The organism is Acinetobacter sp. Swhac1 (genome assembly GCF_013390985.1).
Lineage (GTDB): Bacteria > Pseudomonadota > Gammaproteobacteria > Pseudomonadales > Moraxellaceae > Acinetobacter > Acinetobacter towneri.
Genome location: NZ_JACASN010000007.1, coordinates 68,908 through 94,701, shown reverse-complemented (window position 1 = coordinate 94,701; position 25,794 = coordinate 68,908). Strand labels below are relative to the sequence as shown.

Here is a 25,794-nt window from a genome sequence, read left to right as displayed (position 1 = left end):
CATAGGAAATTCTGCGCGCATGAATGACATTGAAACCCAACTTAGCCAAATTAAAAATTTCCAGTTCATTCATGAGCGTTTGTTTTCTTCAGGTCAGCCTACGGCTGAAGAATTAAAACAAATTAAAGAATATGGTATTGGCACTGTCATTAATTTGGCTGAAAGTGATGCGGAACACACCCTTCCCCATGAAGACAAAATTTGTCTGGATGTTGGACTAAACTATATTCAACTGCCAATTTCATGGGAAACACCATCCTCTGATCAATGTTTATTATTGCTCGATTTGGTCAATCATTTATTAGAAAACCAAATGGTGTGGGTACATTGCAGCAATAACAACCACGTCAGTAGTTTGATGTATTTGTATCGTCAATATTTTATGGATATGGATATTGCCACAGCTCAAGACTTTTTACACGATATTTGGAAACCAAACGAAACTTGGACAGGTTTAATTCACGCCGTTTCTTTGCAGTTACAAGGTCGTAAAGCCACGCAAGATTTACAACAAGCTTTAGAATCTGCTGAACTTTCTTAATTCAGCAGATTGTATAGATAAAATTCTAACGCGATTATTTTGTATGAGAAATCAATACAGTCGCTGTTGCTAAAATACCTTCCTGACGCCCAGTAAAACCTAATTTTTCAGTGGTTGTCGCTTTGATACTGATTTGTGTGACCTCTACATCCAATACATCAGCGACACTTTGGCGCATTTCTAGCGTATGCGGTGCAAGTTTAGGACGTTCGCACGCCACAGTAATATCGGCGTTATTCAGTTTATAGCCACGGTCTAAAATGAGTTGATAAACCTGTTTAAGCAATACCCGACTATCTGCACCTTTATAATTTGGATCGGTATCTGGAAAATGCTGCCCAATATCCCCCAGCGCCAAAGCACCTAATAATGCATCGCATAGTGCATGCAGCACTACATCACCATCTGAGTGTGCTTTTAAACCTTGTGTATGAGGAATTTGAACACCTGCAAGCGTCACAAAATCTCCCGCTTCAAAGGCATGAACATCTAATCCTTGTCCAATACGAATCTGTGCAACCATGTTCAACTCCTGTAGAAATAAATCATTGAAATCTTGTATTCATACTTTCGATTTCGCTATATTAGACCTAGCGCAACATAGTGAAAGTATAAGCGATCATGCTGTTGAAATCTGAGATTCATCTTATCAAAAACTTAAGTACACTGCTGTTATTTGGCTGTTTATATTCATCTTTCTCTTATGCACAAGGGATTGATTGTAGATCTACACCCAATAAAAAGTTGGCGCAGGTGTGCACAGAAAATTTCTCAGAATTGCGTGAAAAATTAAGTGATCAACATTTAACAGCTTATTTGATGAGTGATGCGCCTATTCGCTTGTTAGAAGATACTCAGCAATTGTGGATCCAACGCTTACAGCAATGCAAAAGCTTAAATTGTTATACTCAGCAATTTGATTTTAGAATTGATCAACTGAATTTTTTCACTTCAATGAATCAAAGCATGACTCAACATTATTTAAAATATGAAAATGGTCAATTTGCTGCACAACCCGTACATTTACAAATTCATCAACTCAATAAAAACAGCATTAAAATTGAAGGTATTGCTTATCGCAATCCAAATAACCGCCTTGAAAGCCAAAGTATTGCCTTTTTAGCTTATACAACACCTGATCAAAAAAACAAAATCATCGACAATGAGCACGATTGCAGTTATGAGTTTAATTATTCTAAAGCAATCTTAAAAATTCAAACCAAACAAAAAGGTTGTGAACGCTTTGCGGGCATCTATCGTTTATACGATTAATGCTGAACAATAGATTGTATTAGACAGATTAAATGAGCAACCACAACACAATTGGCAAAGTTAATGCGGCGAATACGGTTTGCAAGCTAATAATTGAAGCCATTAAACGACTATCTCCCCCTAAAACTTGTGTAAGTACATAAGCTGCCGATGCAGTAGGTAAAGCAAAAAACAAGACTAAAATTTGCGACTCCAACACTGGAACATTTAAGCTCTGACAAATTAGCCAAGCCAAAGCAGGCATAAATAACAAACGCCCGAACACATTCAATGCCAATGCGAATACATCTCGTTGCAAGCCATTAAATTGTAATGCTGCGCCCACACACATTAATCCCAAAGGCAAACTGCATAACGCTATTTGACGAATAAAATGCGCTGCACCTTCCCACAAGCTCAAACCTGATAAATTAAATAGACCGCCAACAATACACCCTAAAATTAATGGATTTTTCATTAATGACCATAGGATTTGCTTTGCCTGTAAAGTCTTAGTATCGCTTAAAGCCAGCACAGATAAAACATTCACCAATGGAATGCAGAACACCAAAATAATCGCAAACAGCGCCATGCCCTGCACCTGAAACAATGCTGCGACCAAAGCCAAACCGATATACGTATTGAAACGTACCATGCTTTGCATATATACCCCAAAACGGACTGCGGGTGTTTTGAAATAGCCGCGCAAGGCATATAACAGACAACTTACTAAAGCCACAATAATCCCTACGACCGACAAAATCTGTGCGATTGATTTCGCTTCAATATTTGCTGTGGCGAGGTTTAAAAACAACATGCTGGGGAACAAAATATAGTAATTTAACTTTTCTGCACCCTTCCAAAATGGCTCATCCAGCATACGTGATTGCTTAAGCAGATAACCCATTGCAATTAAGGCAATCAAAGGAAAAAGTGCAATAAAAATTAAATGGGTCATAGGGTGCTCTGTATGTGTTACTGCTACGCTGTTCTTTTTGAATTATTGCTTAATAAACAAAGTAAATTTATTGGATATTATAGAGATTTTTTTTGTGCTTATCCTGTTTTGCTTAGGCTATTTTAGAGCCACAAAATGTGAAAAAGATGATGATAGCAACTTGCACCCACATCACCTTTCACATGGATTTTGTATTAACGATGAGTATGGATAGACATCACAATCCCCATACTCGCCAACATGGAAATGACTGCCGTTCCACCATAACTCATCAGCGGCAATGGGTCACCCGTTACAGGTAAAATACCACTCACCATCCCTGAGTTTAGAAATACAAAGAAAAAGAAAGTAAGACCAACCGTGCCTGCATACAAACGCCCGAAATTATGGAAACAATTCATCCCAATCATCAAACAACGTAAAATAATCGCGGCAAACAAACTGAACAGTAAAAACACGCCAATAAAACCAAACTCTTCGGCATAGGTCGACATAATAAAGTCAGTATGATGTTCAGGCAGATAACCCAAATGTGATTGCGTTCCTTCTAAATAACCTTTACCTGTAAAACCGCCTGACCCAATGGCAATTTTGGATTGAATAATATTCCAGCCTGCCCCCAAGGCGTCCGACTCTGGGTCAAATAAGGTTAGTACCCTTTTCTTTTGGTACTCCTGCAAAAAGAACATCCAAAGCAACGGTGCTGCAACAGCCAATGCGGTGATTGCCCCCAATATTAATCGCCATGACATGCCACTTAAAAATAGCGCAAAGACACCGGGAATAATCAAACCAATGTTTAAATCGGGTTGCAATGCCACCAAGACAAAAGGAATCATCATAATCACTAAAGCGACAATGATATGGATCAATTTAGGCGGGAAAGCACGACGCGAAAAATACCACGCCATCATCAATGGCATGGCAAATTTCATAAATTCACTGGGTTGCATACTGCCAATACCCGGCAAGCTGATCCAGCGTTTTGCCCCCATACGGGTTTCACCAATGACCAAAACCAAAGCCAGCATGATGACTGCAAAGATATAAAAATATGGACTGGCAGCTTGATATACCTTAGGCGGAATTTGCGCCAAAATAATCATGGCGATAAAACCAATGCCAAAACTGGTTGCTTGACGCAGCACCATCCCCATATCTTGCGCGGTGGCACTATATACCACCATTAAACCCAGAATCGCATTTAAAATCAGAAAACACAGCAACCATGGATCTAAATGTAATTTAGTCCAGCGTGAGGAATCATTTTTAATGCTTCTACCATCACGTAATGAGTGACGTAAAAAACGATACTGCTGCGATGGATTCATGCGACTCAAAGGTATTTAAAATAGACAGGATGGACAATTATAGAAGCAAAGCGGCACAGAGTGAATCATTAAAGCTTAATCGTTGAAGATTCAAGTTTAACGCGGTGTTAATTACACTAGATTTTTATCATCCATGTTGTTGTGAGGTTAAAATTAAACGTGCCAGCTCTAAATCATCGGGATAGGTGATTTTAATATTATCCGAACGACCGTGCACAACATTTACAATTTGCCCTGCTGCTTCTAAAGCACTGGCCTCATCGGTAATCGTCAATTGCTGTTTTAATGCAGATTCAATGGCTGTTTTAAGCACATCAAGTTTAGCAATTTGCGGAGTTTGCGCTTGCCAAAGTTGGTCACGGCTTACCGTGGTTTCAATTTTTGTGCCTTGGCTTACCTTTTTTAAAGTATCACGCACTGGAATAGCCAAAATTGCACTTTGATCTGTTGCCAGTGCAGTCTGATACAACTGTTCAAGGCAAGCAGCTGTCACACAAGGACGCGCTGCATCATGCACCAAAACCCAGTCATCTGCATGGGCGATTTCAGATAAATAATGCAGTGCATTTAAGACTGAATCCACTCGCTCTGCACCACCTACGCAAAAATGTGCTTTTTCTTTTTGCACCAAGTTTAGGCTTTGTGCTACATCATCTGCTTGACCAATCGCCAAAACATAACCCGCCAAAGGCAAATGATTTAAACGTGCGATGCTGTGCTCTAAAACTGTTTGATCTTGAATATACTGATATTGTTTGAGGTCAGTTCTAGAAAAACGACGACCAGAACCCGCTGCGGGAATAACCGCCCAAAGTTTAGGGTGTCGGGGCGGTTGATGCTGCAGGTTGTTGTGATTCATTGTTGCGTAAATCTACTGAGGAATTTGGTTGAATATAAATTGGTTTATATTGTGTACTGATCGTGCTCATTTGCACAAAGGTTTCATGTGGCTTAATTAAGCCTAAATCTAATCGGGCATGCTCTTCAATCGCTTCTACCCCATTTTTTAAATCATACACTTCTGCTGCAAGTACGCGATTGCGTTCCTTCAGTTCTGTATTTAATTCTATTTGTTGTTGAATTTTTTCTGTCAGTGCAGCATGGTCACGATAACCACCCTCACCAAACCAGTGTAAATATTGAAACCCTGCGATCAAAAAGATCGCAAGGCCCAACAATGCTTTACTCGCCTTGGAGTCAAATACATTTAATAGAGACATCTACTGATTTCGCTTAGTTCAAACCTTTGAACTCAGCTTTACCGCGATATGCAGCATTCGTCAATTCTTCAATACGAAGTAATTGGTTATATTTTGCTACACGGTCAGAACGGCAAAGTGAGCCAGTCTTGATTTGACCTGCTGCTGTACCTACTGCAAGATCTGCAATTGTAGAGTCTTCAGTTTCACCTGAACGGTGTGAAATAACAGTTGTGTACCCATTGGCTTTCGCAAGGTAAATTGCATCAAGCGTTTCAGTCAAAGTACCAATTTGGTTGTACTTGATCAGGATTGAGTTACCTACTTTTTCATCGATACCGCGTCGTAAGATTTTCGGGTTAGTAACAAACAAGTCATCACCGACCAATTGAATCTTGTCACCTAAGATCGAAGTGAGGTAAGACCAACCTTCCCAATCAGACTCATCTAAACCATCTTCAATTGAGATAATTGGATATTGATTTACAAGACCAGCTAAATAGTCAGAGAATTGGTTGCTTGTGAATGCTTTGTTGCCTTCACCTGCAAGAATGTACTGACCATTTTTGTAGAATTCTGAAGATGCACAGTCAAGCGCCAACATGATGTCAGAACCCGCTTTGTAGCCAGTCTTCTCAATAGCTTCAAGAATAACTGTGATTGCTTCTTCGTTAGAACGTAAGTTTGGCGCAAAACCACCTTCATCACCCACTGCTGTGTTTAAACCTTTTTGATTCAATACAGATTTTAATGAGTGGAAAATTTCTGCACCAGCACGTAATGCTTCAGAGAATGAAGTAAAGCCCACTGGCTCAATCATGAACTCTTGAATATCAACGTTGTTGTCTGCGTGTGAACCACCATTTAAGATGTTCATCATTGGTACAGGCATGGTTAAAATGCTGTTGTTACGAAGGTCTGCGATGTATTGGAAAAGAGGAATTTTCTTTTCATCAGCAGCAGCGCGCGCAGCAGCCAAAGACACGGCTAAAGTTGCGTTAGCACCTAATTTTTCTTTGTTTTCAGTACCATCAAGCGCAATCATGGTGTTGTCGATGTCTTTTTGTTCAAACACAGACTTACCAAGTAAAGCATCACGAATTAAAGTATTGACGTTATTTACCGCAGTTTTAACGCCTTTACCCAAGTAACGTGCTTTATCGCCATCACGAAGTTCTAGAGCTTCACGAGAACCAGTTGAAGCACCTGATGGTGCACATGCACGGCCAACTACGCCAGATGCTAAGATTACGTCTGCTTCGATGGTTGGGTTACCACGAGAGTCCAAAATTTCACGTGCACGAATGTCAACGATTTGGCTCATGAACAATTCCTCAGTTGATTAATAACGTGATGCTTTAGGCATCAATGAGTCTATAATTTAATATGGATCTAATTTAGTGTGTATCTAGCTTTTGGAAACCTTTTACCAAGGTATCCAATTCTTTAAGCTGTGCCAAGAACGGCTCAAGTTGTGATAGACGCAATGCACATGGACCATCACACTTTGCCTGCTCTGGTTCAGGATGTGCTTCTAGGAATAAACCTGCCAAGCCAGTTGCCATACCTGCACGTGCCAAGGTGGTAATTTGTGCACGACGACCACCTGCCGAATCTGCACGACCACCCGGAGTTTGCAAAGCATGGGTTACATCAAAGAACACAGGTACATTCATTTCTTTCATGATGTCAAAGCCCAGCATATCGACAACCAAGTTGTTGTAACCAAATGCTGAACCACGCTCACAAAGAATCAATTTGTCATTCCCTGCTTCTAAACACTTATGCAAAATATGACGCATTTCGTGCGGCGCAAGGAATTGTGCTTTTTTGATGTTGATAATGGCTTGAGTTTTTGCCATCGCTTCAACCAAATCGGTTTGGCGACTTAAAAACGCAGGAAGCTGAATAATATCTGCCACTTCTGCCACAGGCGCAGCCTGATACGGCTCATGCACATCGGTAATAATTGGCACATTAAAATGCTTTTTAATGTCAGCCAGCCATTCAATGCCTTTTTCCAAACCGGGACCACGAAATGAGTTCAGGCTAGAACGGTTGGCTTTGTCAAAACTGGCTTTGAATACATACGGGATATTTAAGCGTGTGCAAATATCCACATAAGTTTCAGCAATTTCAAATGCAAGGTCTTTAGACTCAAGTACATTCATGCCGCCAAACAATACAAATGGCAAATGATTCGCCATTTGTATATCACCCAAACGTACAATTTCTTGTGGTTTTAATTGTGACATTTCAACTTCCTAGTTTATCCCTAAAGCCATCTTATTTGGTTTTTTGATGCTGTTGTTTTGCCGCACCGATAAAGCCAGCAAACAATGGATGTCCATCACGTGGCGAGCTGGTAAATTCTGGGTGGAATTGTACCGCAATAAACCAAGGATGTTGCGGAATTTCAACAGTTTCAACCAAGTGCTGAATTGGTGAATAACCCGAAATTTTAAGACCTGCTTCTTCAAGCACAGGAATATAACGGTTATTCATTTCATAGCGATGGCGATGGCGCTCTACAATTTCTGCAGAACCATACACTTCACGAGTTTTGGTACCTTCAACCAATTCAGATTTTTGTGCACCTAAACGCATAGTGCCGCCCAAGTCAGAATCGACAGAACGCTGTTGAACTTCGCCGCGCTCATCTAACCATTCAGTAATCAAACCAATAAGTGGCGACTTAGTCGAACGGTTAAACTCTGTTGAACTTGCATCGGCAATACCTGCCACATTACGTGCATATTCAATCACAGCCAATTGCATACCCAAACAGATTCCCAAGAATGGGACACCGTTTTCACGTGCATATTTGATGGCTTGCATTTTACCTTCGGTACCGCGCTCACCAAAGCCGCCCGGAACTAAAATTGCATCGGCATCTTTAAGTACAGTATTAACGTCTTGGCTTTCAAGGTCTTCTGCATTGACATAGTCAATTTCAACTTTGACGCGGTTTTGAATACCCGCATGCAATAATGCTTCGTTTACAGATTTATAGGCATCTGGCAGTTCAACATATTTACCCACCATCGCCACACGAACGCTGTATTCAGGGTTCAATAATGCATCAACTACGTTATCCCAATCAGATAAATCTGCTTCTGGAAGATCATTGAAGCCAAAACGCTCACAAATTAAATCATCAACGTCTTGTTCATAGAATGTACGCGGAATTTGGTAGATGGTTTTGGCATCTTTACATACCACAACCGCACGTGCTTCTACGTTGGTAAATAACGCAATTTTACGGGTAGTGTCAGCATCAACATCATGTTCAGTACGGCAGATGAGAATATCTGGCTGAATACCGATAGATAACAATTCTTTAACTGAGTGTTGAGTTGGCTTGGTTTTTAACTCTGCCGCAGACTTGATATATGGCAATAAAGTTAAGTGCATGAGCATGGTACGCTTATGCCCTAATTCCACCATCAATTGACGTACAGATTCCATGAATGGGAGAGATTCAATGTCACCTACTGTACCGCCAATTTCTACGATTGCGACATCATAGCCTTCGCCTGCGCGAAGTACACGTTCTTTAATATTATCGGTAATGTGTGGAATCACCTGAACAGTACCGCCCAAGTAATCACCACGGCGCTCTTTGTTTAGAACGTCTTGATACACGCGACCAGATGTAAAGTTATTTAACTTGGTCATTTTCGCACGACGCAAGAAACGTTCGTAATAACCCAAATCTAAGTCAGTTTCGGCACCATCCTCTGTGACAAAAACTTCACCATGTTGGAAAGGACTCATTGTCCCTGGATCGACATTAATGTATGGATCCATTTTGACCATGGTTACTTTTAAACCACGGGCTTCTAAAAGTGCAGCAACTGAAGCAGCTGAAATACCTTTACCTAGTGATGAAACTACACCACCAGTCACGAAAATAAAATGGGTCATTGGGTTTCTCGTACAATCGAGCCTAAATCGGCCTGCAATGTTGCGCAATTTTACTTTACTCTGCACCAATAAAGCAAAGTCATTCCGCATCAATTCATAGAACAATAAACAATTGGTTATTCTATCAGCATTTCCTATAAAAAATTAGAACTTCTTGAGAGGATTTTCATCTGTCATTTTATTGCTATAATACGTCCGTCTATCCGATCTTTTATTTTGTGCAATTATGAATAAGAAACTTTTAATTTGTGGTGCAATTGCAACGGCGTTGTTATTAACTGCATGTGTAAAAAAAGAACAGCCAAAGCAAGATGAGCAAGAACAAGTAGAGGTTCAAACTGAACAAACTACTGAAACTGCTCAATTTGAACCACTAGAACCTGTTGAAAACATTCAAGATGCTGAACCAGAAGCGCCTGCACAGGTAGAAGTGGAGCGCACTGAAACAGCGAACACCACAACTGAAATCCGTCGTGAAACACCTGCACAACCTGCTGCTGCACCTGCGCCTGCGCCGAAAGCGGCAGCTCCTGTAGCAGAAGATAAACCAACTCAAGCACGTCCAAGCAATAACACAGGTGCTCAATCTGAAGATGATGCTGTTGCCGCTGCGATTGCTGCTGCAACCCCAGCACTTGAGAACTAAGTGCTCACTTAAAACTAAGCTTTAAGTTAAAGTCAGTTTTAAGGTGTAAGTTCTTATCTTAGATTTGAATTGACGTTAAAAAACCCAGTCATTGTGTACTGGGTTTTTTATTCATTTGGATGAGTCTTCGCTGAGATAACTCGTGAATACATTTGCAATACAGCTACCTATTTCTATATAAGTTTGTGCGCTTCACTTTAACTTGCCTGCAGCAACTGCGATTGCACTTTAAAATAATTAGAAATTAAACGCGATGCCCAAGATTTAGTAAAACCGACACCTTCATAAAAACCACAATGACTGCCTTTACGGGTCGTCACTACCATAATATTTGGCATTTTCCGTATGGTTTCTTTATAAGGATCAAAGTTTTTGATGTGGCACACTGGGTCATCTTCTGCATTTAAAACCATAAGCGGAATTTTGACATTCTCAAACACATAAATTGGGTTAATGGCTTGTGTGTAGCTGTCATAATCTTCAAAACCCGCCAATTCAAAATACGCCTTTTCAAACTCTGCCAATGTAGTCGCACTTAACACTTGCGATAAAGATTTTACGTTTTGCCAAATGTCCTGATGGGGCTGAATAAAAAACTGGAATAATTTTTTGGTCATCACTTTACTGTAAAAAGGATGCACATGCTGAAAGCCTAGTTCAGTGTTATATCCTGGGCACAGTGCAAACGCGGCTTTAATTGGGGTTTGCTCGCCTTCTTCGCCCAAATAGCGCACCAATAATCCTGTCCCTGCGGAAGAACCAACAGCATATAATTCAGATTGTGGAAATTGTTGCTGAATAAACACTATTTGTTCACGCAAATCATGCGTCGAACCAAACAGATTCATTTGTGGTACAGGCATCGGTAAATTGCCATGCCCACGACGTAAACATAAGGCAATACGCCACTGTGTCTGTTGATGTAAATCGCGCACCAACTCACGCATACTTTCCAAAGAACCTGTAATGGTATGCATCAACACAATTGTGGGAGTATCTGCAGGTAAGTCATAACCCACCCAAGCAACTGCGGTGATACCACCATCTTGCATAGTGAGTTGATCAACCCGATCATACTGCTGACGAATGGTTTTCTTTTTAATTAAATCAAAATATAAAAGATGCGCATGTGTATTGGACAGCCACGGTGTTGGACGGTATTTTTCTTTGAGCTGTGGTAAATAATCCAATACCCGACGGATTTCTCCATGTGGATGATAATACAACGTCGGTAAATCTGCGCCTGTGACCTGATCTAAAACCGCTTGTGTAATTTTCGCTATTTTTTGTAATGTAGACATCATTTTACTCCCAAGCAATACATGCACTTTCAAGCATGCCAACCCGAAACCGATTTCTATAAAACAACTTCATTGCCATACACACGCGGTATTTTATTTTTCGGTTGGCATAAAGGCAGCCATACGTTGTCCCATTTGCACAGCCAATGCCTCTAAACCACTTTTCGGGCGAATCATCACTTCAAAGTCCACAATTTGTCCTTGTGTATTGAATTGAATCATATCAATTCCTTTAAGTTTTTTATCTCCCACATTGGCGGAAAATTCAAGTACAACATTGCAACCATCTTCAGTATAAAACTCACGGTGATAAGTAAAGTTTTCAAAGACCTGAATTACATTGGTCAAAATAAAAAATACCACTTGTTTACCCGCATAAGGTTGGTACGCTACAGGTGAACGAAACACCACATCATCTGCCAGCAATTCACTCAAAATAGACATATCATGGTTTTGCAGCATTGTATGCCAACGCTGTACCGCTAATTTTGTTGTTTCCAAAGTCATGTTAAGTTCCTTTTTTTTGTTTTGATATTTCATTTCTATGCAGAGTCCCTGAGTGAGACTGAAGCACTGCTGCACTGGGCAGAAGCGATTATTAACTCTCTCCCCAGCCCCCTCCCAAAGGAGAGGGAGAAGGAATTACATTAAATTTTCGCTGCCAATTCAGCACCCTGACGAATTGCACGTTTGGCATCTAACTCGCCTGCTTCTTTCGCCCCACCAATTAAATGCACATTTTTGCCTGCTGCCTGTAATTGCTCATACATGGCGGTGTAAGACTCTTGCCCTGCACAAATCACCACATGATCAACTTCGAGCACTGTACTTTGACCATTGACGGTGATGTGCAAGCCTTGATCATCAATCAGGTCATAACTTGCCCCTGCAATCATTTTAACGTCACGGTTTTTTAAACCTGTACGATGAATCCAGCCTGTTGTTTTACCCAAGCCAGCACCCACGGATGATGCTTTACGTTGCAATAAATAAATTTCACGTGGCGATTCTTCAACTTTTGCTGCTTTTAAACCACCGACATGCGCATAATTGGTATCAATTCCCCATTCATCGTAGAATTTTTCAGGATTTAGACTACCACTTTCACCTTCATGGCTTAAATATTCTGCAGTATCAAAACCAATACCACCAGCGCCAATAATCGCAACACGTTGACCTACAGGCTTACGCTCTTTTAATACCTCAATATAGCTCAGCACTTTAGGGTGATTAATACCTGCGATATCCAATTGACGCGGGGTTACACCTGTTGCCACAACCACATCATCGAAGTCAGCATTGAGCAATTGTTCAAAACTAGCCGTATGATTCAATACCAATTTAATATTCGGTTGCAGCTCAATTTGGCGTTTGAAATAGCGCAAAGTTTCGTAAAACTCTTCTTTACCAGGAATGGTTTTAGCAATATTAAACTGCCCACCAATTTGATTCGATGCTTCAAAAATCGTCACCTGATGCCCACGTTCTGCAGCATAGGTTGCAAAGCTCAAACCTGCAGGCCCTGCACCAATCACCGCAATTTTTTTAGTCTGTGTTGCTTCTTTAAAAATGAGTTCTGTTTCATGGCAAGCACGTGGATTGACCAAACATGAAGCAATCTTCATTGAGAAAATATGGTCTAAACAAGCTTGGTTACAACCAATACATGTGTTGATTTCATCACTGCGACCTTGCTCTGCTTTTTGCACAAAGAAAGCATCTGCCAACATTGGACGTGCCATCGATACCATATCGGCATGTCCTGCAGCCAAAACATGCTCAGCCATTTCAGGGGTGTTAATACGGTTTGAAGTGATCAGTGGCACTTTAACCAAACCTTTTAATTTCTCTGTCACCCATGTAAAAGCTGCGCGAGGGACTTTGGTAGCAATGGTTGGGATACGTGCTTCATGCCAGCCAATCCCTGTATTGATAATGGTTGCACCTGCTTTTTCAATCGCTTGTGCCAATTGCACCACTTCTTCAAAACTCGAACCGCCTTCGACTAAATCCAACATCGACAAGCGGTAAATAATAATAAAGTTTTCACCCACTTCTGCACGGGTACGTTTAACAATTTCAATTGGGAAACGAATACGGTTTTCATAACTGCCGCCCCATTCATCATCACGATGGTTGGTACGCGCAACAATAAACTCATTAATTAAATAGCCTTCCGAACCCATGATTTCGACACCATCATAGCCTGCGTATTGTGCCAATTTGGCACAATTCACAAAGTCGGCAATGGTTTGCTGTACTTCTGCCGATGTTAGTGCATGTGGTTTACTTGGGTTAATCGGTGCCTGAATTGCTGACGGTGCGACAATATCGGGCTGATAGGAATAACGTCCCGTATGTAAAATCTGTAAAGCAATTTTGCCGCCTGCATCATGCACAGCCTGAGTCACCACTTTATGTTTTTCTGCTTCTTGACGAGTATCAAGTTTATTGCCGCCCGCAAAGGTTAAGCCTGCATCATTCGGTGAAATACCACCTGTTACAATCAGCCCAACGCCACCTTTGGCACGCTCTGCATAAAAAGCCGCCATACGTTCGTATCCACCCGGTGCTTCTTCTAGTCCAACGTGCATTGAACCCATTAAGACCCGATTTTTTAAAGTGGTAAAGCCTAAATCTAAAGGCGCAAGTAAATGTGGATAGTCAGACATAGAATCTCCCTGCTGGCAAAAATGCTGGCTGTTTTATGCTTAATGCAACTTGTTGCATACTTTTATATTCTAGATTTAATTTTTATGCAACATGTTGCATAATTAAAGCTGAAAAAAATAAAGTTGCTCTGTTTATGTCGCTCGCTCACGTTTTATTGACCAGTTTAATTGAAAAACCCAGTAACGGTATTGAATTGGCACGCCGTTTTGACCGCTCTATGGGGTTTTTCTGGAATGCGACACATCAACAAATTTATCGCGAACTAAATACCATGCTGAAAAAAGGTTGGATTTCAACCTTAGAAGATGAAGATTCTAGCAGTCGTAGCAAAACCTATCAGGTAGAAGCTTTGGGGCGGCATGAACTGGCAAACTGGATGGTCGAGCAAAGCCCGCCTGCACAATTACGCGAAGAACTTATGGTACGTTTACGTGCCGAAGCCCAACTTGGCGGCAACAGCGTCTTACCCGAACTAGAACGACATTTGCTGCTTCACAAAGCCAAGTTGCACACCTATCAACAGATTTTTGCCAAAGACTTTAGCCAAGCACCTGCGAACAACCGCACCCTGTATATTCATAAAATGATTTTGCAGCTAGGGATAGATCAGGAAATTGGCTGGATTGAATGGCTAGAAAATGTGATTCCTGAACTGAAAAAGTTTGATGCCGAAGCCTCATCTTAAAAGTATATTTTTAAGTAATAGCAACCACATCAATGTGAAATCAGGGTTGCTCACCATACAGAAATGATCAGGCTATGCTATAAAGAATAACGCATCTTTAATTACAACCATGCAAGGAAATGCTGATGCCTTTTTACCGCATGCCCGATGGCGAAGCTCTATTTGTACGTGAATTTGGTCAAGGTGAGCCTGTGGTTGTGCTTTCAGGTTTAGGCATGCACAGTTGGCAATGGTTGCCATTTCTGTATCAACATAAAAAGCAGTATCGTTTTATTATTCCAGACTGGCGTGGTTTTGGGGGTTCAAACCTGTGTGCCGTTCCAGAACTGGATGCTATTTCGAGCCATTGGCAAGATTTAAACAGTCTGCTTCAACAACAGAACCTGCAACAATTTAAACTGATTGGCTATTCCATGGGGGCAACCACTGCCATGCATGGCATGCAATATGGACAATTGGCTGCGCATTTAAGCAGTTATTTACAAATTGACCAAGCACCAAAAATTGGGGTAGATGAAAACTGGCCTTATGGCTTATTTGGCAATCAACATCAACAATTTAAACAGTTATTGATTCATCTGTCCGAGTTTTTACATGATCACGCGCAATATACTGATATTCAACAAATGGATGTGTTGCAGCGTAAAAACTTAGTCGAACTTTGGCTAGAATTTATAGAATTACAAGCCAGCAATAAAATCAGTCCGTTTTTATTTAAACTGGCCGTCAAACGTCCTGTTTTACAACGCTATATTTTACCTACACAGCGTTTAGATTATTTACGCTGGTATATCGACAATTATTTACACCATCAGGAAGATTATCGTGAGGCTTTAACTCAACTGGGTTGTCCGACAGTCTTTTTTACAGGCGCACAATCGACCTTGTATGCGGCAGAAGGACAACGTCAAGTGGTAGAAGCTATGCCGAATGCGAAACAAGTCATATTTCACCAATCTGGGCATACCCCTTTACTGACCGAACCGTTGAAATTTAATCAGGAAATTAGCCAATTTTTAAAACTAAACAGCTAAAGTAAAACGGTGGAAAATGTGGTTTGCAATATTTTCCACCGTAGCATCATTAGACCTAGATTTAGTTTAGATCTAGATTTAATTGGCAAAAGCCGCGATACCCGTTTGCGCACGACCTAAAATTAGCGCATGCACATCGTGCGTCCCTTCATAGGTATTCACGACTTCCAAATTGACCAAATGCCGCGCCACGCCATATTCATCACTGATACCATTCCCACCAAGCATATCGCGCGCCATACGAGCAATCTCTAAGGCCTTGCCACAGTTGTTGCGTTTAATCAGCGAAGTACCTTCGAGTGAAGCAATACCCTCATCTTTCATACGACCAAAACGTAAAGCAATTTGTAAACCCAGCGCGATTTCGGTTTGCATATCGGCAAGTTTCTTTTGAATGAGCTGATTGGCCGCCAAAGGACGTCCGAACTGAATCCGATCCATCGTATATTGATGCGCAGTATGCCAACAAAACTCAGCCGCACCCATAGCACCCCAAGCAATGCCATAACGTGCACTATTTAAACAAGTGAACGGCCCTTTTAAACCACGCACTTCAGGTAACATATTTTCTTCAGGCACAAAAACATTGTCCATGACAATTTCACCTGTGATTGAAGCGCGTAAACCAACCTTGCCTTGAATGATTGGTGCAGAAAGTCCATCCCAACCTTTTTCTAAAATAAAACCGCGAATATCACCCACTTGCCCATCTGCTGAAACTTCTTTTGCCCACACCACAAATACATCGGCAATTGGACTATTGGTAATCCACATTTTCGCACCGTGTAAACGATAACCGCCTGCAACTTTATGTGCTCTGCTGTTCATACTGCCAGGGTCGGAGCCAAAATCAGGTTCAGTCAGACCAAAACATCCGATCCATTCACCCGAAGCGAGTTTGGGTAAATATTTTTGTTTTTGTGCTTCACTGCCAAACTCATAAATTGGCACCATCACCAATGAACTTTGCACACTTGCCATTGAACGATAACCTGAATCGACCCGTTCAATTTCACGTGAAATTAGCCCATAACTCACATAATTTAAACCTGCACCGCCATATTGTTCAGGTATGGTTGAGCCTAACAAACCAAGCTCACCCATTTCACGGAAGATGCTGCGATCTACCGTTTCATGTCTAAACTGATCACGTACCCGCGGCAGTAATTTTTCCTGACAATAAGCATAGGCACTATCACGAATCATACGTTCGGTTTCAGTCAATTGCTGTTCAAGCAAAAAAGGATCTTTCCAATCAAATTTCACTTTTTTACTGTGAGTTGCAGGCGTGTGATTTGGCGATGGATTGTGTTGTGACATGGCATCCTCTGCACATTATTATAGGTTCTGGTTCATCAATATTTGATTTTGCAGCGTCATACTACTTTACTTTATGTTCTATCATTAAAATGAAATAACAAGCAATAAAAAGTGAACTTTGATTCAATTATTTAGCAAAGTTATAGACAGCACTAAACTTTCACATATTTAGATACTTAAAATTCTGAAAAAATGAGCTGTAGATTTGTGTTTCTATTTTCGGCACTTATACTCAAATCTAACCATCCATCAAGAGAATAAAACATGCGTAAATTAGTGGTTTTTTCGGGTGCAGGTATGAGCGCAGAAAGTGGAATCAACACCTTTAGAGATGGTGATGGCTTATGGGAAAAACATCGCGTGGAGGATGTCGCAAGTCCTGAAGCATGGGCAAGGAATCCTGAATTAGTCCAACGCTTTTATAATGAACGTCGTAAAAACATTCTTAATGCGCAGCCTAACTTGGCGCATCGCTTAATTGCTGAACTTGAAGATGATTTTGATGTACAAGTGATCACCCAAAATATTGATGATTTGCATGAACGTGCAGGCAGTTCAGAAGTTTTGCATTTACACGGCAATATTCGTTTAGCCAAAAGCTCAGGGCCTCATGCACAATACACGACAGAATTTTTTCCAATTGAAGGTGACTCGCTGAACTTGCAACAGCATCTTTGCCCACAAGGCTATCCTTTACGTCCGCATGTGGTCTGGTTTGGCGAAGCAGTTCCTGCCTATGAAGAAGCACTGGATTTGATTCAAGATGCCGATATTTTTATTGTGATTGGTACAAGTTTGGTGGTGTACCCTGTTGCTGGATTAGTACACGAAATTCCTGCAAATTGTCAGGCTTATTATATTGACCCAAAAGCCATGCAAGCCCAACTTCCTGCTCAATTTCAACGGATTTCCAAAACTGCCACTGAGGGCATGCAGCAATTGTTCGATCAATTACATCAAGTTTAAAGTAATTACAGTATCTAAATTTTTCCACTTGTAAGATGTCATCAACATGCTTAGGCTATTTTGACATCTTGCAGGATTGCATCATTTTCATAATAGTTTTAGGTATCTCTTTAAAACTTTGTTACCATCGCTCTTTCTCTGTGTTTGTGATGTTTACTGCATATGACCTCATCTTATCAGCAACAACTTGATGCAAAAGTTGCCCGTATTTCTGCCCAATTTGCCGAATATAACCCGCCTGCCTTGCAAGTATTTGCCTCACCAGAACACAACTACCGTATGCGGGCAGAGTTCCGAATTTGGCATATTGAAGATGATCTGTTTTATGCCATGTTTGAACGCAGTGAAGATAAGCAGAAAAAAGTTATTCGTGTAGATGAGTTTCCTATTGCAGACCGCAGCATTAACTTATTAATGCCAAAGCTGTTAGCCGCCCTGAAAGCCGATCCCGTATTATCGGCTCGTTTATTTGAAGTGCATTTTTTAGCGACTTTAAGTGGCGAAATGTTGGTTTCACTGCTTTATCACCGCAAACTTGAATCTGATTGGGAGCCTGCAGCCCAAGCTTTGAGCAAAGCATTAAACATTAAACTAATTGGACGCAGCCGTGGGCAAAAATTCGTGCTATCCGATGAGTATGTAGTTGAACAATTACAGGTTTTTGAGCGCACTTATACCTATAAGCAAATTGAAAGCAGCTTTACCCAGCCAAACGCGCAAGTTTGCCAAAAAATGCTGGAATGGGCATGTACGGTTGCCGAACATTCTGAGCAAGATTTATTAGAACTTTATTGTGGTAATGGTAACTTTACCCTGCCGCTATCGACTCGTTTCCGTCGTGTACTTGCCACAGAACTGGCTAAATCTTCGGTATATGCAGCGCAGTGGAATATTGAACAAAACCAGATTGAGAATATTCAAGTGGCACGCTTATCGGCTGAAGAGTTTACTCAAGCCTATAACGGTGAGCGTGAATTCCGCCGCTTGCAAGAAGCGAACATTGATCTTGCAAGTTATGATTTTGATACGGTCTTTGTCGATCCGCCACGCGCAGGAATTGACGATGACACCTTAAAACTCCTACAGCGTTTTAAGCGTATTATTTATATTTCGTGCAACCCAGACACTTTGCATGACAATTTAAAAACCTTGTGTCAAAGCCATAAAGTGACGAAATTTGCACTGTTTGATCAATTCCCATACACCCATCATGTTGAATCGGCTGTTTTACTGGAAAAGATTTAAACAATTTGTTGCATTTTTCTTCAATATTTACAAGTTCTGCTTTTGAGCACTTGTAAATATTATGATGTAAATGAATCAGTTAAAGCATTACAAGCCCTTTAACTGTCATAATTTCGTTAAAAAAATGCAATATCATCGAAAATTCTGCAACTCGATTGCTGCTTTTATCACTTAGGTCGACTTGATTTATTTTTTATATTGGCTATATTTCGATCTATGTTAGGTTGTGAATGAAGGCTCTATGAGTTTTTGGCAAAAGTTGTTCTCTACAGAACAGCAAAACGAGCATAAAAATCAAATTGCTTGTGTTGAAAATGATTGCTCTTGCAAGACAAATGAACAACTTCTCGAAGCTTTAACCAAAGCCACAGATGAAGATGTCATTATCGGGATTAAGAAGGTTCTCGCTTCGCGAGGTTATAGCCGCAAAGAGTTAAATGAACTCCAGCATCTACCATTCCAGTAATGGAATATGATAAAAAAGGCATTTAGTTGAACTAAGTGCCTTTTTTAATGGCTGCATATATATTAGAACGATAAATTTTATAAATCGCGACACGTGCTTGAACTTGCACAAAAACGCTAATCTTTTCAAACGCAGTCAATCATATCTTCATAATCATGCGCTAATATTTCTACACATAATCATTACACCAATAAATTCGAATTATTCAAACAGAGAAAATGACAATGAAAAAAACTAGCCTTAGCTGTCTTGCCCTACTCAGCCTAAGTTTAACAGCCTGTAGCCCAATGCCGAAAGAATGTGCCGAAACTTGGGAGAAAATGGAAAGTTTTGCTAAAAACATGGGTATTTCAGATGAGCAACTTAAACAACAAAAAAAGCAATTTGAAAATGAAGTCAAACAAATGAAAAGCGAAGAAGCAGTCAAAATCTGCAGGATGCAAGGCACAGCCTTAGGTTTTATTGGACAATAAATTCAGCCAAGCCAAAACCAAATTCCAATGTTAGGGTTTACAGCCTTGATGATCTATATAAGCTAAAATTGGACCTAAATTGCGATGTGGATGAGTATGACGTTGTAATTGCGGAATATACGCTGTAGAAATCGAACCATCTAAATACAAGGCATTTGGCGTTTGCAGCTCATCTTTAAAAAAGGTGGCAAATTGATGAAAATTCACAGGCGTGTTACTAATCACAAAGTACAGGCTTTGGTCTTTTAACCCAACCCCATTTCTAATTTTATAAGAAGTACTGTCTGCCAAAAAACGTGAATTTAACTGGCGATTAATAACTAACATTGGGCCAGACTGTGTCGCATACTGCGCTTTGAACGCTTGATTGGCATATTGTTGGGTTGTTCCTAAAAACACCCGTTGATGATTCCACGCCAGTACAGCATTGGGCTGAATTAAAAAATTCCCCCATCCCTGTTGCTGTCGGTTCAGCTTTTTAAGTTGTCGTCCTTGTTCCACATACAAACCCACAGGCGAATAATCTGGATGAAACATGCCTGCATTCATGGCAAATTGCATGTTTTCACAAGACTGTAGATTTTTTTGTAGTTGTGAAATTTGCAGATATGGTTTCCCTTGCCGATCTTTCAGATATAAGCCTAACTGTGACAACTGTGTCACTTCCACCACATCTGCATTGATTTTACTGTTGTTAACCGTCCATGCGCGAATTTCCGCTTGTGCAGTAGGCGTGCAGAATAAATAACAGAGCAATAAGCACTTCCACCGAGAACAAAACATTATCATCTCCATACCTGCTATGTTACAAATTGTGCATATAACTGAATGGGTTATCGCATATTTGCTTCAGACGCAGTACACTATAAAACCTGATTTCTTTTCTCTACTCATGTTACTTTATTGGTCAAGCGTACGATGCTCAAGCAGAAAACACGATTTCCTTTAGGGGCACATTTAATTGTGAAACACTTCGGCTATAGCCATCATGGTATCTATGCTGGGCGTGGTCGCGTGATTCACTATTCGGGTTTTGCACATCTTTTTAAAAAACACCCGATTGAAATGACCAGTATTGAAAAGTTTAGTCACGGCAAAAATATTATTGTGCAGTCGTATCATGCGCCCAAGTATAAAGGCCGCAAAGTGGTACGCCGTATGCGCTCCAGAATGCATGAAAACAATTATCATCTGATTATGAATAACTGTGAACATTTATGCACTTGGGCAATTACAGGTGTGGAAAGCAGCCCGCAAGTATTTAAGATGATGGATCGTTTAACCACCATTGGTTATGTCAGTTCATTGATGAGTTATATGAACAGTATGATGCTGACCCTGACCACCACTTGCTTTGCTTTAGTGCTCTATATTAAGAAGAAACTACGCGATAAAGCCAAAATGCAGTTACCGCAAATCCTGATGAAGCAGGAACAGCATAAAAACCGCTAATCGCAGTCATTTTAGCGACACTGTATATCTCACAAAATATTCTATAAACCTCAAATAGATAAAACCAAAAGCCCAACCTGAATTGATCAAGTTGGGCTTTCAAGTTGCAAGCTAAAACTTAAATAAGGTGTTACTTGCCAGGTTTGAAGCTGTCTTTTAAGTCTAAAATGCGGTTAAACACTGGTTTTTCTGCACTGTGATCATACTGATCTGCAACAAAATAACCTTCACGTTCAAATTGGAAACGATCTTCAGGTTGTGCTGTTGCCAATGCAGGTTCAACAATGGCTTGTACCACAGTCAACGATTCGGGGTTTAAATTTGCCAAGAAATCATCGCCCACTTCTGGGTCAGACTCAGTAAATAAGCGATCATATAAGCGAACTTCTGCCGCAACGCCTTTGCTTGCAGAGACCCAGTGAATCACGCCTTTGACTTTACGACCTTCTGGGTTTTTGCCCAAAGTTTCAGGGTCAATTGAACATTTCAGCTCAATAACTTCGCCGTTGGCATCTTTAATCACTTCATCACACTTGATTACATAAGCATGACGTAAACGTACTTCTCCTTCAGGCACTAAACGCTTAAAGCCTTTAGGCGGCACTTCTTCAAAGTCTTTACGGTCAATGTAAATTTCAGAAGTCAGCGGAATGATACGTTCACCCATATCTACATTTGGATGACGTGCATGGACCAAATCTAATGCTTCTGGCAAGTTAGTCAAAGTCACTTTAAGTGGATTTAACACCGCCATACCACGTGCTGCAGTATTTTCCAATGACTGACGGATGCAATATTCAAGCATTGCAACATCCACAATACCATCCGACTTAGACACACCTACACGCTTACAGAAATCACGCAAACCTTCTGGTGTAAAGCCACGACGACGCATACCTACCACTGTTGGCATACGTGGGTCATCCCAACCATTCACAAAACCGCCTTCAACCAATTTACGCAATTTACGCTTAGATGTGATGGTGTAATCAATATTCAAACGGCTAGATTCATACTGACGCGGCACAGCCTCGGATTTCACCTTTTCCACCACCCAATCATAGAATGGACGATGGTCTTGGAATTCTAAAGTACATAGTGAATGAGTAATGCCTTCAATGGCATCTGATAATGGATGCGCATAATCATACATTGGGTACATTTTCCATTTATCGCCCGTTTGGTGATGCGATGAATGTAAAACACGATACAAAATCGGATCACGCATGTGTACGTTTGGTGAAGCCATATCAATTTTGGCACGGAGTACTGCCTGACCTTCGCCTAATTCACCATTGCGCATTTTTTCAAATAAAGCCAAGTTTTCTGCTACTGGCGTATCACGATATGGCGAATTTTTACCCGGCTCTACAAAAGAACCACGATTGAGCTTAATCTCATCAGGGGTTTGCAAATCGACATAAGCATCGCCTTGTTCGATCAGCTGAATTGCCCATGTATATAATTGATCGAAATAGCTTGATGCATAGCGTGGTTCGCCATTCCACTCAAAACCCAGCCATTTCACGTCATTGGCAATACCATCAACATATTCTTGTTCTTCTGCATCTGGGTTGGTGTCATCAAAACGTAAGTTACACACCCCTTGATATTCTTGTGCGATGCCAAAGTTCAAGCAAATTGCTTTCACGTGACCAATATGCAAATAACCATTCGGCTCAGGTGGAAAACGTGTCACCACCTGCTGAGTGCGACCCGCCGCAATATCATCGGTAATGACTTGACGTATAAAGTCTAAGCCCGGCTGTTGTTCTTGCTGCACAGCATCGACAGAGGCATTTGAACTTGGTGTCGGGGTGTTTGGCAGAGATGCAACAACATCATTTGGCTTCATAGCAATAAAATCACTTCTAAAATAAAATTGGATAAACTAGGTTACAGAAACTTCAGTAGTGAAGCATACATCACCCATTAGAACGCTTTTCCTTGTTTTTAACAAAGAAAATAACGTTTTTACTTGCCTTGTAGTTTACAGTTTGCTTATGCTTCTCTCAACCAAAAAACCCATGGCATTCGTGTCCATGTTTAGGAGATTACACAATGAGTTTTCCTCAAGTCGAATTAAACACCAATAAAGGTCGTATTGTTTTAGAATTGAACGCTGAAAAAGCACCAATTACAGTTGCTAACTTCTTAGAATACGTTCGTGATGGTTTTTATGACGGCGTAATTTTCCACCGTGTTATTGATGGTTTCATGATCCAAGGCGGTGGCATGGATGAAAACTTCAAAGAAAAAGCAACACGTGATGCGATTGAAAACGAAGCAGACAACGGCTTAAGCAACGATGTTGGTACAATTGCAATGGCACGTACCCAAGCACCTCACTCTGCTTCTGCACAGTTCTTCATTAACGTAAAAAATAACTCTTTCTTAAACCACACAGGCAAAACTGCACAAGGTTGGGGTTATGCCGTGTTTGGTAAAGTTGTTGAAGGTATGGACGTTGTAGATGCAATTAAAGGCGTGCGTACTGGCAACCGTGGTTATCACGCAGATGTTCCACTAGAAAATGTGGTGATTGAATCTGCAAAAATCATTGCTGAATAAGAATCTTACCCGACCTCGCTTACGCACATCATTTTAAAGTACTGCTTTAAAATTCGTTTAGGGAGGAGAAATCCCTCTTTTAAAAGAGGGATTTCGGGAGATTCCAAGGAATAATTCGTGACCTATCTGTTTATCGCAGATTTACACTTGTCACCAAATCACCCTCGACTTGTTCGGGGGTTTTTAGATTTGCTAGACGCTTATCAAAATAAAAACACCCAACTGTATATTTTAGGTGACTGGTTTAATGCATGGATTGGCGATGATTACACCGCAGCGTGGCTCGATGAAGTTGTTGCACGTTTAAAGCAATTTAGCCAAGCAGGTAATCAAATTTACTTTATTGTCGGCAATCGTGATTTCGCTTTGGGTCAGAAATTTTTAGATCAGTTTTCAGGACAACTCCTGCCCGATGTGTACACGCTGCATATTGGTTCTCAACAGGTACGTTTAGAACATGGCGATGCACTGTGTACCGATGATGTGTCCTATCAAAAATTCCGTAAAATCATTCGCAATCCCATCATTTTAGGGATTTTAAAGAAAACACCTTTGGCTTTTCGGCAAAAACTTGCACAAGGTTTCCGCAAAAAAAGTCAGCAAGCCAATCAAATCAAAAGTTATGATGTCATGGACGTAAATGCAGATGCTGTGTCACAAGCCTTGCAGCATGCAGATGTGTTAATTCATGGGCATACGCATCGTCCAAATATTCACAATGAACACGGCAAACCTAGAATTGTATTAGGCGATTGGCGCGCAGATGCTGCACTAATTTTAGTAGTTGAACCAAATCAAGCCTTAGCAACTTGGCAACTGAGTCATTGGAACTATTAAGCGCAACATCTTTACATAAAAATAATGGATACAACGCTAAAGGTACTTAGCTAAACATAGCTAACTAAAACCTCTTTAGCCAAAATCTCTTCAGCTAGCAGATTAATACCCACCTTCCGTTTTAATCACTTCGGCATCAGCTTTATATTTAGCCAACAACTCACGCAGCGAAGTCATCAACACACTGGTATCTACCCCAACTGCCACAAATTCTGTGCCTAAATCCAAATACTTTTGTGTCACTTCATGTTGGGTCGATAAAATCCCTGCTGCTTTGCCTGCTGCACGAATCCGTTGAATCGCATCGACCACAGCGGCTTGTACTTCTGGATGGTTCGGATTGCCTTCATAACCCATCGTGGCAGATAAATCCACCGCACCAATAAACACCCCATCAATCCCATCGACTTGTAAAATAGCATCCAGATTTTCTAAACCTGTGACCGATTCAATTTGAATGAGCAAACAAATATTTTCATGCGCTGTCGCGTAATAATTTGGAATACTGTTCCAGCGAGTTGCACGTGCTAAAGCTGCGCCTACGCCGCGAATACCTTCAGGTGGATAACGTACCGCTTTGACCATCAACTCAGCGTGTTCAACGCTTTCAACCATAGGAATCAGCAAAGTTTGTACGCCAATATCCAACAGTTGTTTAATGAGTTGCACACTGCCAATCGGCGGGCGCACCACCGCTTGAGAGGGATAAGCCGCAATACTTTGTAATTGTGACAAAGTGGTTCTTAAATCACTCGGTGCATGTTCCCCATCAATTAAAAGCCAGTCATAGCCTGCATTGGCGGCAATTTCAGTGCCATACGCATCTGCTAAACCTACCCATAAGCCAATTTGCTGCTGAGTTTTTAATTTACGCTTAAAATAATTGATATATTCCATCCATACACCTTTGGGATGCAC

27 protein-coding genes are annotated in these 25,794 nt (G+C 40.8%); 12 read left to right on the top strand and 15 right to left on the bottom strand.

The features are described from left to right. The first annotated feature begins 19 nt into the window (after nt 1-19). Nucleotides 20-541, top strand: coding sequence for a protein tyrosine phosphatase family protein (locus tag HX743_RS05350; protein WP_178318686.1), 522 nt, complete (start codon nt 20-22; stop codon nt 539-541). A gap of 34 nt (nt 542-575) precedes the next feature. Here HX743_RS05350 and ispF read toward each other — a convergent pair whose 3' ends face one another. Beyond that, nucleotides 576-1,064 (bottom strand): 2-C-methyl-D-erythritol 2,4-cyclodiphosphate synthase, encoded by a 489-nt coding sequence (ispF, locus tag HX743_RS05345; RefSeq protein WP_019837276.1) that lies wholly within the window; start codon nt 1,062-1,064, stop codon nt 576-578. A gap of 98 nt (nt 1,065-1,162) precedes the next feature. Between ispF and HX743_RS05340 the strand changes: the two genes are divergently transcribed. Beyond that, a complete protein-coding gene (locus HX743_RS05340; RefSeq protein ID WP_004973366.1) occupies nt 1,163-1,813 on the top strand; it encodes a hypothetical protein in 651 nt (216 codons plus the stop codon). 28 nt (nt 1,814-1,841) lie between these two features. Here HX743_RS05340 and HX743_RS05335 read toward each other — a convergent pair whose 3' ends face one another. From HX743_RS05335 to HX743_RS05305, 7 genes are all read right to left on the bottom strand, one after another. Beyond that, on the bottom strand, nt 1,842-2,750 hold the full coding sequence (locus HX743_RS05335; protein ID WP_154320714.1) for an AEC family transporter: 909 nt from the start codon (nt 2,748-2,750) through the stop codon (nt 1,842-1,844). Between the two features lie 194 nt (nt 2,751-2,944). Continuing rightward, entirely contained in the window at nt 2,945-4,081 is a 1,137-nt protein-coding gene (rodA, locus tag HX743_RS05330) for a rod shape-determining protein RodA (protein WP_096900860.1), read from the bottom strand. Between the two features lie 127 nt (nt 4,082-4,208). Further along, nucleotides 4,209-4,940 carry a 2-C-methyl-D-erythritol 4-phosphate cytidylyltransferase gene (gene ispD, locus HX743_RS05325; RefSeq protein WP_178318685.1) on the bottom strand — a complete coding sequence of 244 codons (732 nt, stop codon included), beginning with the start codon at nt 4,938-4,940 and terminating at the stop codon, nt 4,209-4,211. Next, nucleotides 4,897-5,301: a septum formation initiator family protein gene (locus HX743_RS05320; RefSeq protein WP_070154623.1), complete on the bottom strand. Its 405-nt coding sequence runs from the start codon at nt 5,299-5,301 to the stop codon at nt 4,897-4,899. Before HX743_RS05320 ends, ispD begins: the two co-directional genes overlap by 44 nt. A gap of 13 nt (nt 5,302-5,314) precedes the next feature. Next, nucleotides 5,315-6,604 carry a phosphopyruvate hydratase gene (gene eno, locus HX743_RS05315; protein WP_178318684.1) on the bottom strand — a complete coding sequence of 430 codons (1,290 nt, stop codon included), beginning with the start codon at nt 6,602-6,604 and terminating at the stop codon, nt 5,315-5,317. A gap of 73 nt (nt 6,605-6,677) precedes the next feature. After that, nucleotides 6,678-7,535 (bottom strand): 3-deoxy-8-phosphooctulonate synthase, encoded by an 858-nt coding sequence (gene kdsA, locus HX743_RS05310; protein ID WP_004973345.1) that lies wholly within the window; start codon nt 7,533-7,535, stop codon nt 6,678-6,680. A 31-nt stretch (nt 7,536-7,566) separates the two neighbouring features. Further along, on the bottom strand, nt 7,567-9,207 hold the full coding sequence (locus tag HX743_RS05305; RefSeq protein WP_004973343.1) for a CTP synthase: 1,641 nt from the start codon (nt 9,205-9,207) through the stop codon (nt 7,567-7,569). Between the two features lie 226 nt (nt 9,208-9,433). On the opposite strand from HX743_RS05305, the gene HX743_RS05300 reads away from it, so the two are divergent. Continuing rightward, nucleotides 9,434-9,853, top strand: a complete 420-nt coding sequence (locus tag HX743_RS05300; RefSeq protein WP_004973341.1) for a hypothetical protein — start codon at nt 9,434-9,436, stop codon at nt 9,851-9,853. Between the two features lie 197 nt (nt 9,854-10,050). Here the strand turns inward: HX743_RS05300 and HX743_RS05295 are convergent, their stop codons facing one another. From HX743_RS05295 to HX743_RS05285, 3 genes are all read right to left on the bottom strand, one after another. After that, a complete protein-coding gene (locus HX743_RS05295) occupies nt 10,051-11,157 on the bottom strand; it encodes a YheT family hydrolase (protein WP_026438425.1) in 1,107 nt (368 codons plus the stop codon). Nucleotides 11,158-11,247: 90 nt separating this feature from the next. After that, a complete protein-coding gene (locus HX743_RS05290) occupies nt 11,248-11,661 on the bottom strand; it encodes a nuclear transport factor 2 family protein (protein ID WP_004973337.1) in 414 nt (137 codons plus the stop codon). A 140-nt stretch (nt 11,662-11,801) separates the two neighbouring features. Further along, nucleotides 11,802-13,826: an NADPH-dependent 2,4-dienoyl-CoA reductase gene (locus tag HX743_RS05285; RefSeq protein ID WP_004973335.1), complete on the bottom strand. Its 2,025-nt coding sequence runs from the start codon at nt 13,824-13,826 to the stop codon at nt 11,802-11,804. Between the two features lie 134 nt (nt 13,827-13,960). On the opposite strand from HX743_RS05285, the gene HX743_RS05280 reads away from it, so the two are divergent. Further along, complete coding sequence (locus HX743_RS05280; RefSeq protein ID WP_004973333.1) at nt 13,961-14,512, top strand: PadR family transcriptional regulator; 552 nt, start codon at nt 13,961-13,963, stop codon at nt 14,510-14,512. 125 nt (nt 14,513-14,637) lie between these two features. Continuing rightward, nucleotides 14,638-15,546, top strand: coding sequence for an alpha/beta fold hydrolase (locus HX743_RS05275; protein WP_096900864.1), 909 nt, complete (start codon nt 14,638-14,640; stop codon nt 15,544-15,546). A gap of 78 nt (nt 15,547-15,624) precedes the next feature. On the opposite strand, the gene HX743_RS05270 is transcribed toward HX743_RS05275, so the two are convergent. Next, nucleotides 15,625-16,866, bottom strand: a complete 1,242-nt coding sequence (locus HX743_RS05270) for an acyl-CoA dehydrogenase (RefSeq protein WP_178318683.1) — start codon at nt 16,864-16,866, stop codon at nt 15,625-15,627. A 264-nt stretch (nt 16,867-17,130) separates the two neighbouring features. Between HX743_RS05270 and HX743_RS05265 the strand changes: the two genes are divergently transcribed. The 4 genes from HX743_RS05265 (at nt 17,131) to HX743_RS05250 (ending at nt 20,016) form a co-directional block, all read left to right on the top strand. Continuing rightward, entirely contained in the window at nt 17,131-17,832 is a 702-nt protein-coding gene (locus HX743_RS05265) for an NAD-dependent deacylase (RefSeq protein WP_178318682.1), read from the top strand. Between the two features lie 162 nt (nt 17,833-17,994). Further along, nucleotides 17,995-19,077, top strand: coding sequence for a tRNA (uridine(54)-C5)-methyltransferase TrmA (gene trmA, locus HX743_RS05260; RefSeq protein ID WP_178318681.1), 1,083 nt, complete (start codon nt 17,995-17,997; stop codon nt 19,075-19,077). Between the two features lie 241 nt (nt 19,078-19,318). Further along, entirely contained in the window at nt 19,319-19,543 is a 225-nt protein-coding gene (locus HX743_RS05255) for a hypothetical protein (protein ID WP_004973321.1), read from the top strand. A gap of 224 nt (nt 19,544-19,767) precedes the next feature. Continuing rightward, on the top strand, nt 19,768-20,016 hold the full coding sequence (locus HX743_RS05250) for a hypothetical protein (protein WP_004973320.1): 249 nt from the start codon (nt 19,768-19,770) through the stop codon (nt 20,014-20,016). A 30-nt stretch (nt 20,017-20,046) separates the two neighbouring features. Here the strand turns inward: HX743_RS05250 and HX743_RS05245 are convergent, their stop codons facing one another. Further along, entirely contained in the window at nt 20,047-20,799 is a 753-nt protein-coding gene (locus HX743_RS05245; RefSeq protein WP_250316202.1) for a phosphodiester glycosidase family protein, read from the bottom strand. A gap of 135 nt (nt 20,800-20,934) precedes the next feature. Here HX743_RS05245 and HX743_RS05240 point away from each other — a divergent pair, with 135 nt between their 5' ends. After that, nucleotides 20,935-21,468, top strand: coding sequence for a lecithin retinol acyltransferase family protein (locus HX743_RS05240; protein ID WP_096900868.1), 534 nt, complete (start codon nt 20,935-20,937; stop codon nt 21,466-21,468). A gap of 130 nt (nt 21,469-21,598) precedes the next feature. Here the strand turns inward: HX743_RS05240 and HX743_RS05235 are convergent, their stop codons facing one another. Continuing rightward, the gene (locus tag HX743_RS05235; protein ID WP_178318680.1) at nt 21,599-23,323 is read right to left on the bottom strand and encodes a glutamine--tRNA ligase/YqeY domain fusion protein; all 1,725 of its coding nucleotides are present in this window, start codon (nt 23,321-23,323) and stop codon (nt 21,599-21,601) included. Between the two features lie 206 nt (nt 23,324-23,529). Between HX743_RS05235 and HX743_RS05230 the strand changes: the two genes are divergently transcribed. Together HX743_RS05230 and HX743_RS05225 are read left to right on the top strand one after the other, a co-directional pair. Beyond that, nucleotides 23,530-24,039 (top strand): peptidylprolyl isomerase, encoded by a 510-nt coding sequence (locus tag HX743_RS05230; protein WP_004973310.1) that lies wholly within the window; start codon nt 23,530-23,532, stop codon nt 24,037-24,039. A 117-nt stretch (nt 24,040-24,156) separates the two neighbouring features. Then, nucleotides 24,157-24,876: a UDP-2,3-diacylglucosamine diphosphatase gene (locus tag HX743_RS05225; protein WP_178318679.1), complete on the top strand. Its 720-nt coding sequence runs from the start codon at nt 24,157-24,159 to the stop codon at nt 24,874-24,876. A 102-nt stretch (nt 24,877-24,978) separates the two neighbouring features. Here the strand turns inward: HX743_RS05225 and hpaI are convergent, their stop codons facing one another. After that, entirely contained in the window at nt 24,979-25,773 is a 795-nt protein-coding gene (gene hpaI, locus HX743_RS05220; RefSeq protein WP_096900940.1) for a 4-hydroxy-2-oxoheptanedioate aldolase, read from the bottom strand. Between the last annotated feature and the right edge of the window lie 21 nt (nt 25,774-25,794).

Bases quoted from the DNA above. Each gene is read 5' to 3' on its own strand.
- hpaI (WP_096900940.1), bottom strand. From the start codon at position 25,773: ATGGAATATATCAATTATTTTAAGCGTAAATTAAAAACTCAGCAGCAA.
- HX743_RS05340 (WP_004973366.1), top strand. From the start codon at position 1,163: ATGCTGTTGAAATCTGAGATTCATCTTATCAAAAACTTAAGTACACTG.
- HX743_RS05300 (WP_004973341.1), top strand. From the start codon at position 9,434: ATGAATAAGAAACTTTTAATTTGTGGTGCAATTGCAACGGCGTTGTTA.
- HX743_RS05305 (WP_004973343.1), bottom strand. From the start codon at position 9,207: ATGACCCATTTTATTTTCGTGACTGGTGGTGTAGTTTCATCACTAGGT.
- HX743_RS05320 (WP_070154623.1), bottom strand. From the start codon at position 5,301: ATGTCTCTATTAAATGTATTTGACTCCAAGGCGAGTAAAGCATTGTTG.
- HX743_RS05265 (WP_178318682.1), top strand. From the start codon at position 17,131: ATGCGTAAATTAGTGGTTTTTTCGGGTGCAGGTATGAGCGCAGAAAGT.
- HX743_RS05335 (WP_154320714.1), bottom strand. From the start codon at position 2,750: ATGACCCATTTAATTTTTATTGCACTTTTTCCTTTGATTGCCTTAATT.
- rodA (WP_096900860.1), bottom strand. From the start codon at position 4,081: ATGAATCCATCGCAGCAGTATCGTTTTTTACGTCACTCATTACGTGAT.
- trmA (WP_178318681.1), top strand. From the start codon at position 17,995: ATGACCTCATCTTATCAGCAACAACTTGATGCAAAAGTTGCCCGTATT.
- HX743_RS05275 (WP_096900864.1), top strand. From the start codon at position 14,638: ATGCCTTTTTACCGCATGCCCGATGGCGAAGCTCTATTTGTACGTGAA.
- HX743_RS05235 (WP_178318680.1), bottom strand. From the start codon at position 23,323: ATGAAGCCAAATGATGTTGTTGCATCTCTGCCAAACACCCCGACACCA.
- HX743_RS05245 (WP_250316202.1), bottom strand. From the start codon at position 20,799: ATGTTTTGTTCTCGGTGGAAGTGCTTATTGCTCTGTTATTTATTCTGC.
- HX743_RS05230 (WP_004973310.1), top strand. From the start codon at position 23,530: ATGAGTTTTCCTCAAGTCGAATTAAACACCAATAAAGGTCGTATTGTT.
- HX743_RS05295 (WP_026438425.1), bottom strand. From the start codon at position 11,157: ATGATGTCTACATTACAAAAAATAGCGAAAATTACACAAGCGGTTTTA.
- HX743_RS05270 (WP_178318683.1), bottom strand. From the start codon at position 16,866: ATGTCACAACACAATCCATCGCCAAATCACACGCCTGCAACTCACAGT.
- HX743_RS05290 (WP_004973337.1), bottom strand. From the start codon at position 11,661: ATGACTTTGGAAACAACAAAATTAGCGGTACAGCGTTGGCATACAATG.
- HX743_RS05255 (WP_004973321.1), top strand. From the start codon at position 19,319: ATGAGTTTTTGGCAAAAGTTGTTCTCTACAGAACAGCAAAACGAGCAT.
- eno (WP_178318684.1), bottom strand. From the start codon at position 6,604: ATGAGCCAAATCGTTGACATTCGTGCACGTGAAATTTTGGACTCTCGT.
- HX743_RS05280 (WP_004973333.1), top strand. From the start codon at position 13,961: ATGTCGCTCGCTCACGTTTTATTGACCAGTTTAATTGAAAAACCCAGT.
- HX743_RS05285 (WP_004973335.1), bottom strand. From the start codon at position 13,826: ATGTCTGACTATCCACATTTACTTGCGCCTTTAGATTTAGGCTTTACC.
- HX743_RS05240 (WP_096900868.1), top strand. From the start codon at position 20,935: ATGCTCAAGCAGAAAACACGATTTCCTTTAGGGGCACATTTAATTGTG.
- ispF (WP_019837276.1), bottom strand. From the start codon at position 1,064: ATGGTTGCACAGATTCGTATTGGACAAGGATTAGATGTTCATGCCTTT.
- HX743_RS05350 (WP_178318686.1), top strand. From the start codon at position 20: ATGAATGACATTGAAACCCAACTTAGCCAAATTAAAAATTTCCAGTTC.
- ispD (WP_178318685.1), bottom strand. From the start codon at position 4,940: ATGAATCACAACAACCTGCAGCATCAACCGCCCCGACACCCTAAACTT.
- kdsA (WP_004973345.1), bottom strand. From the start codon at position 7,535: ATGTCACAATTAAAACCACAAGAAATTGTACGTTTGGGTGATATACAA.
- HX743_RS05250 (WP_004973320.1), top strand. From the start codon at position 19,768: ATGAAAAAAACTAGCCTTAGCTGTCTTGCCCTACTCAGCCTAAGTTTA.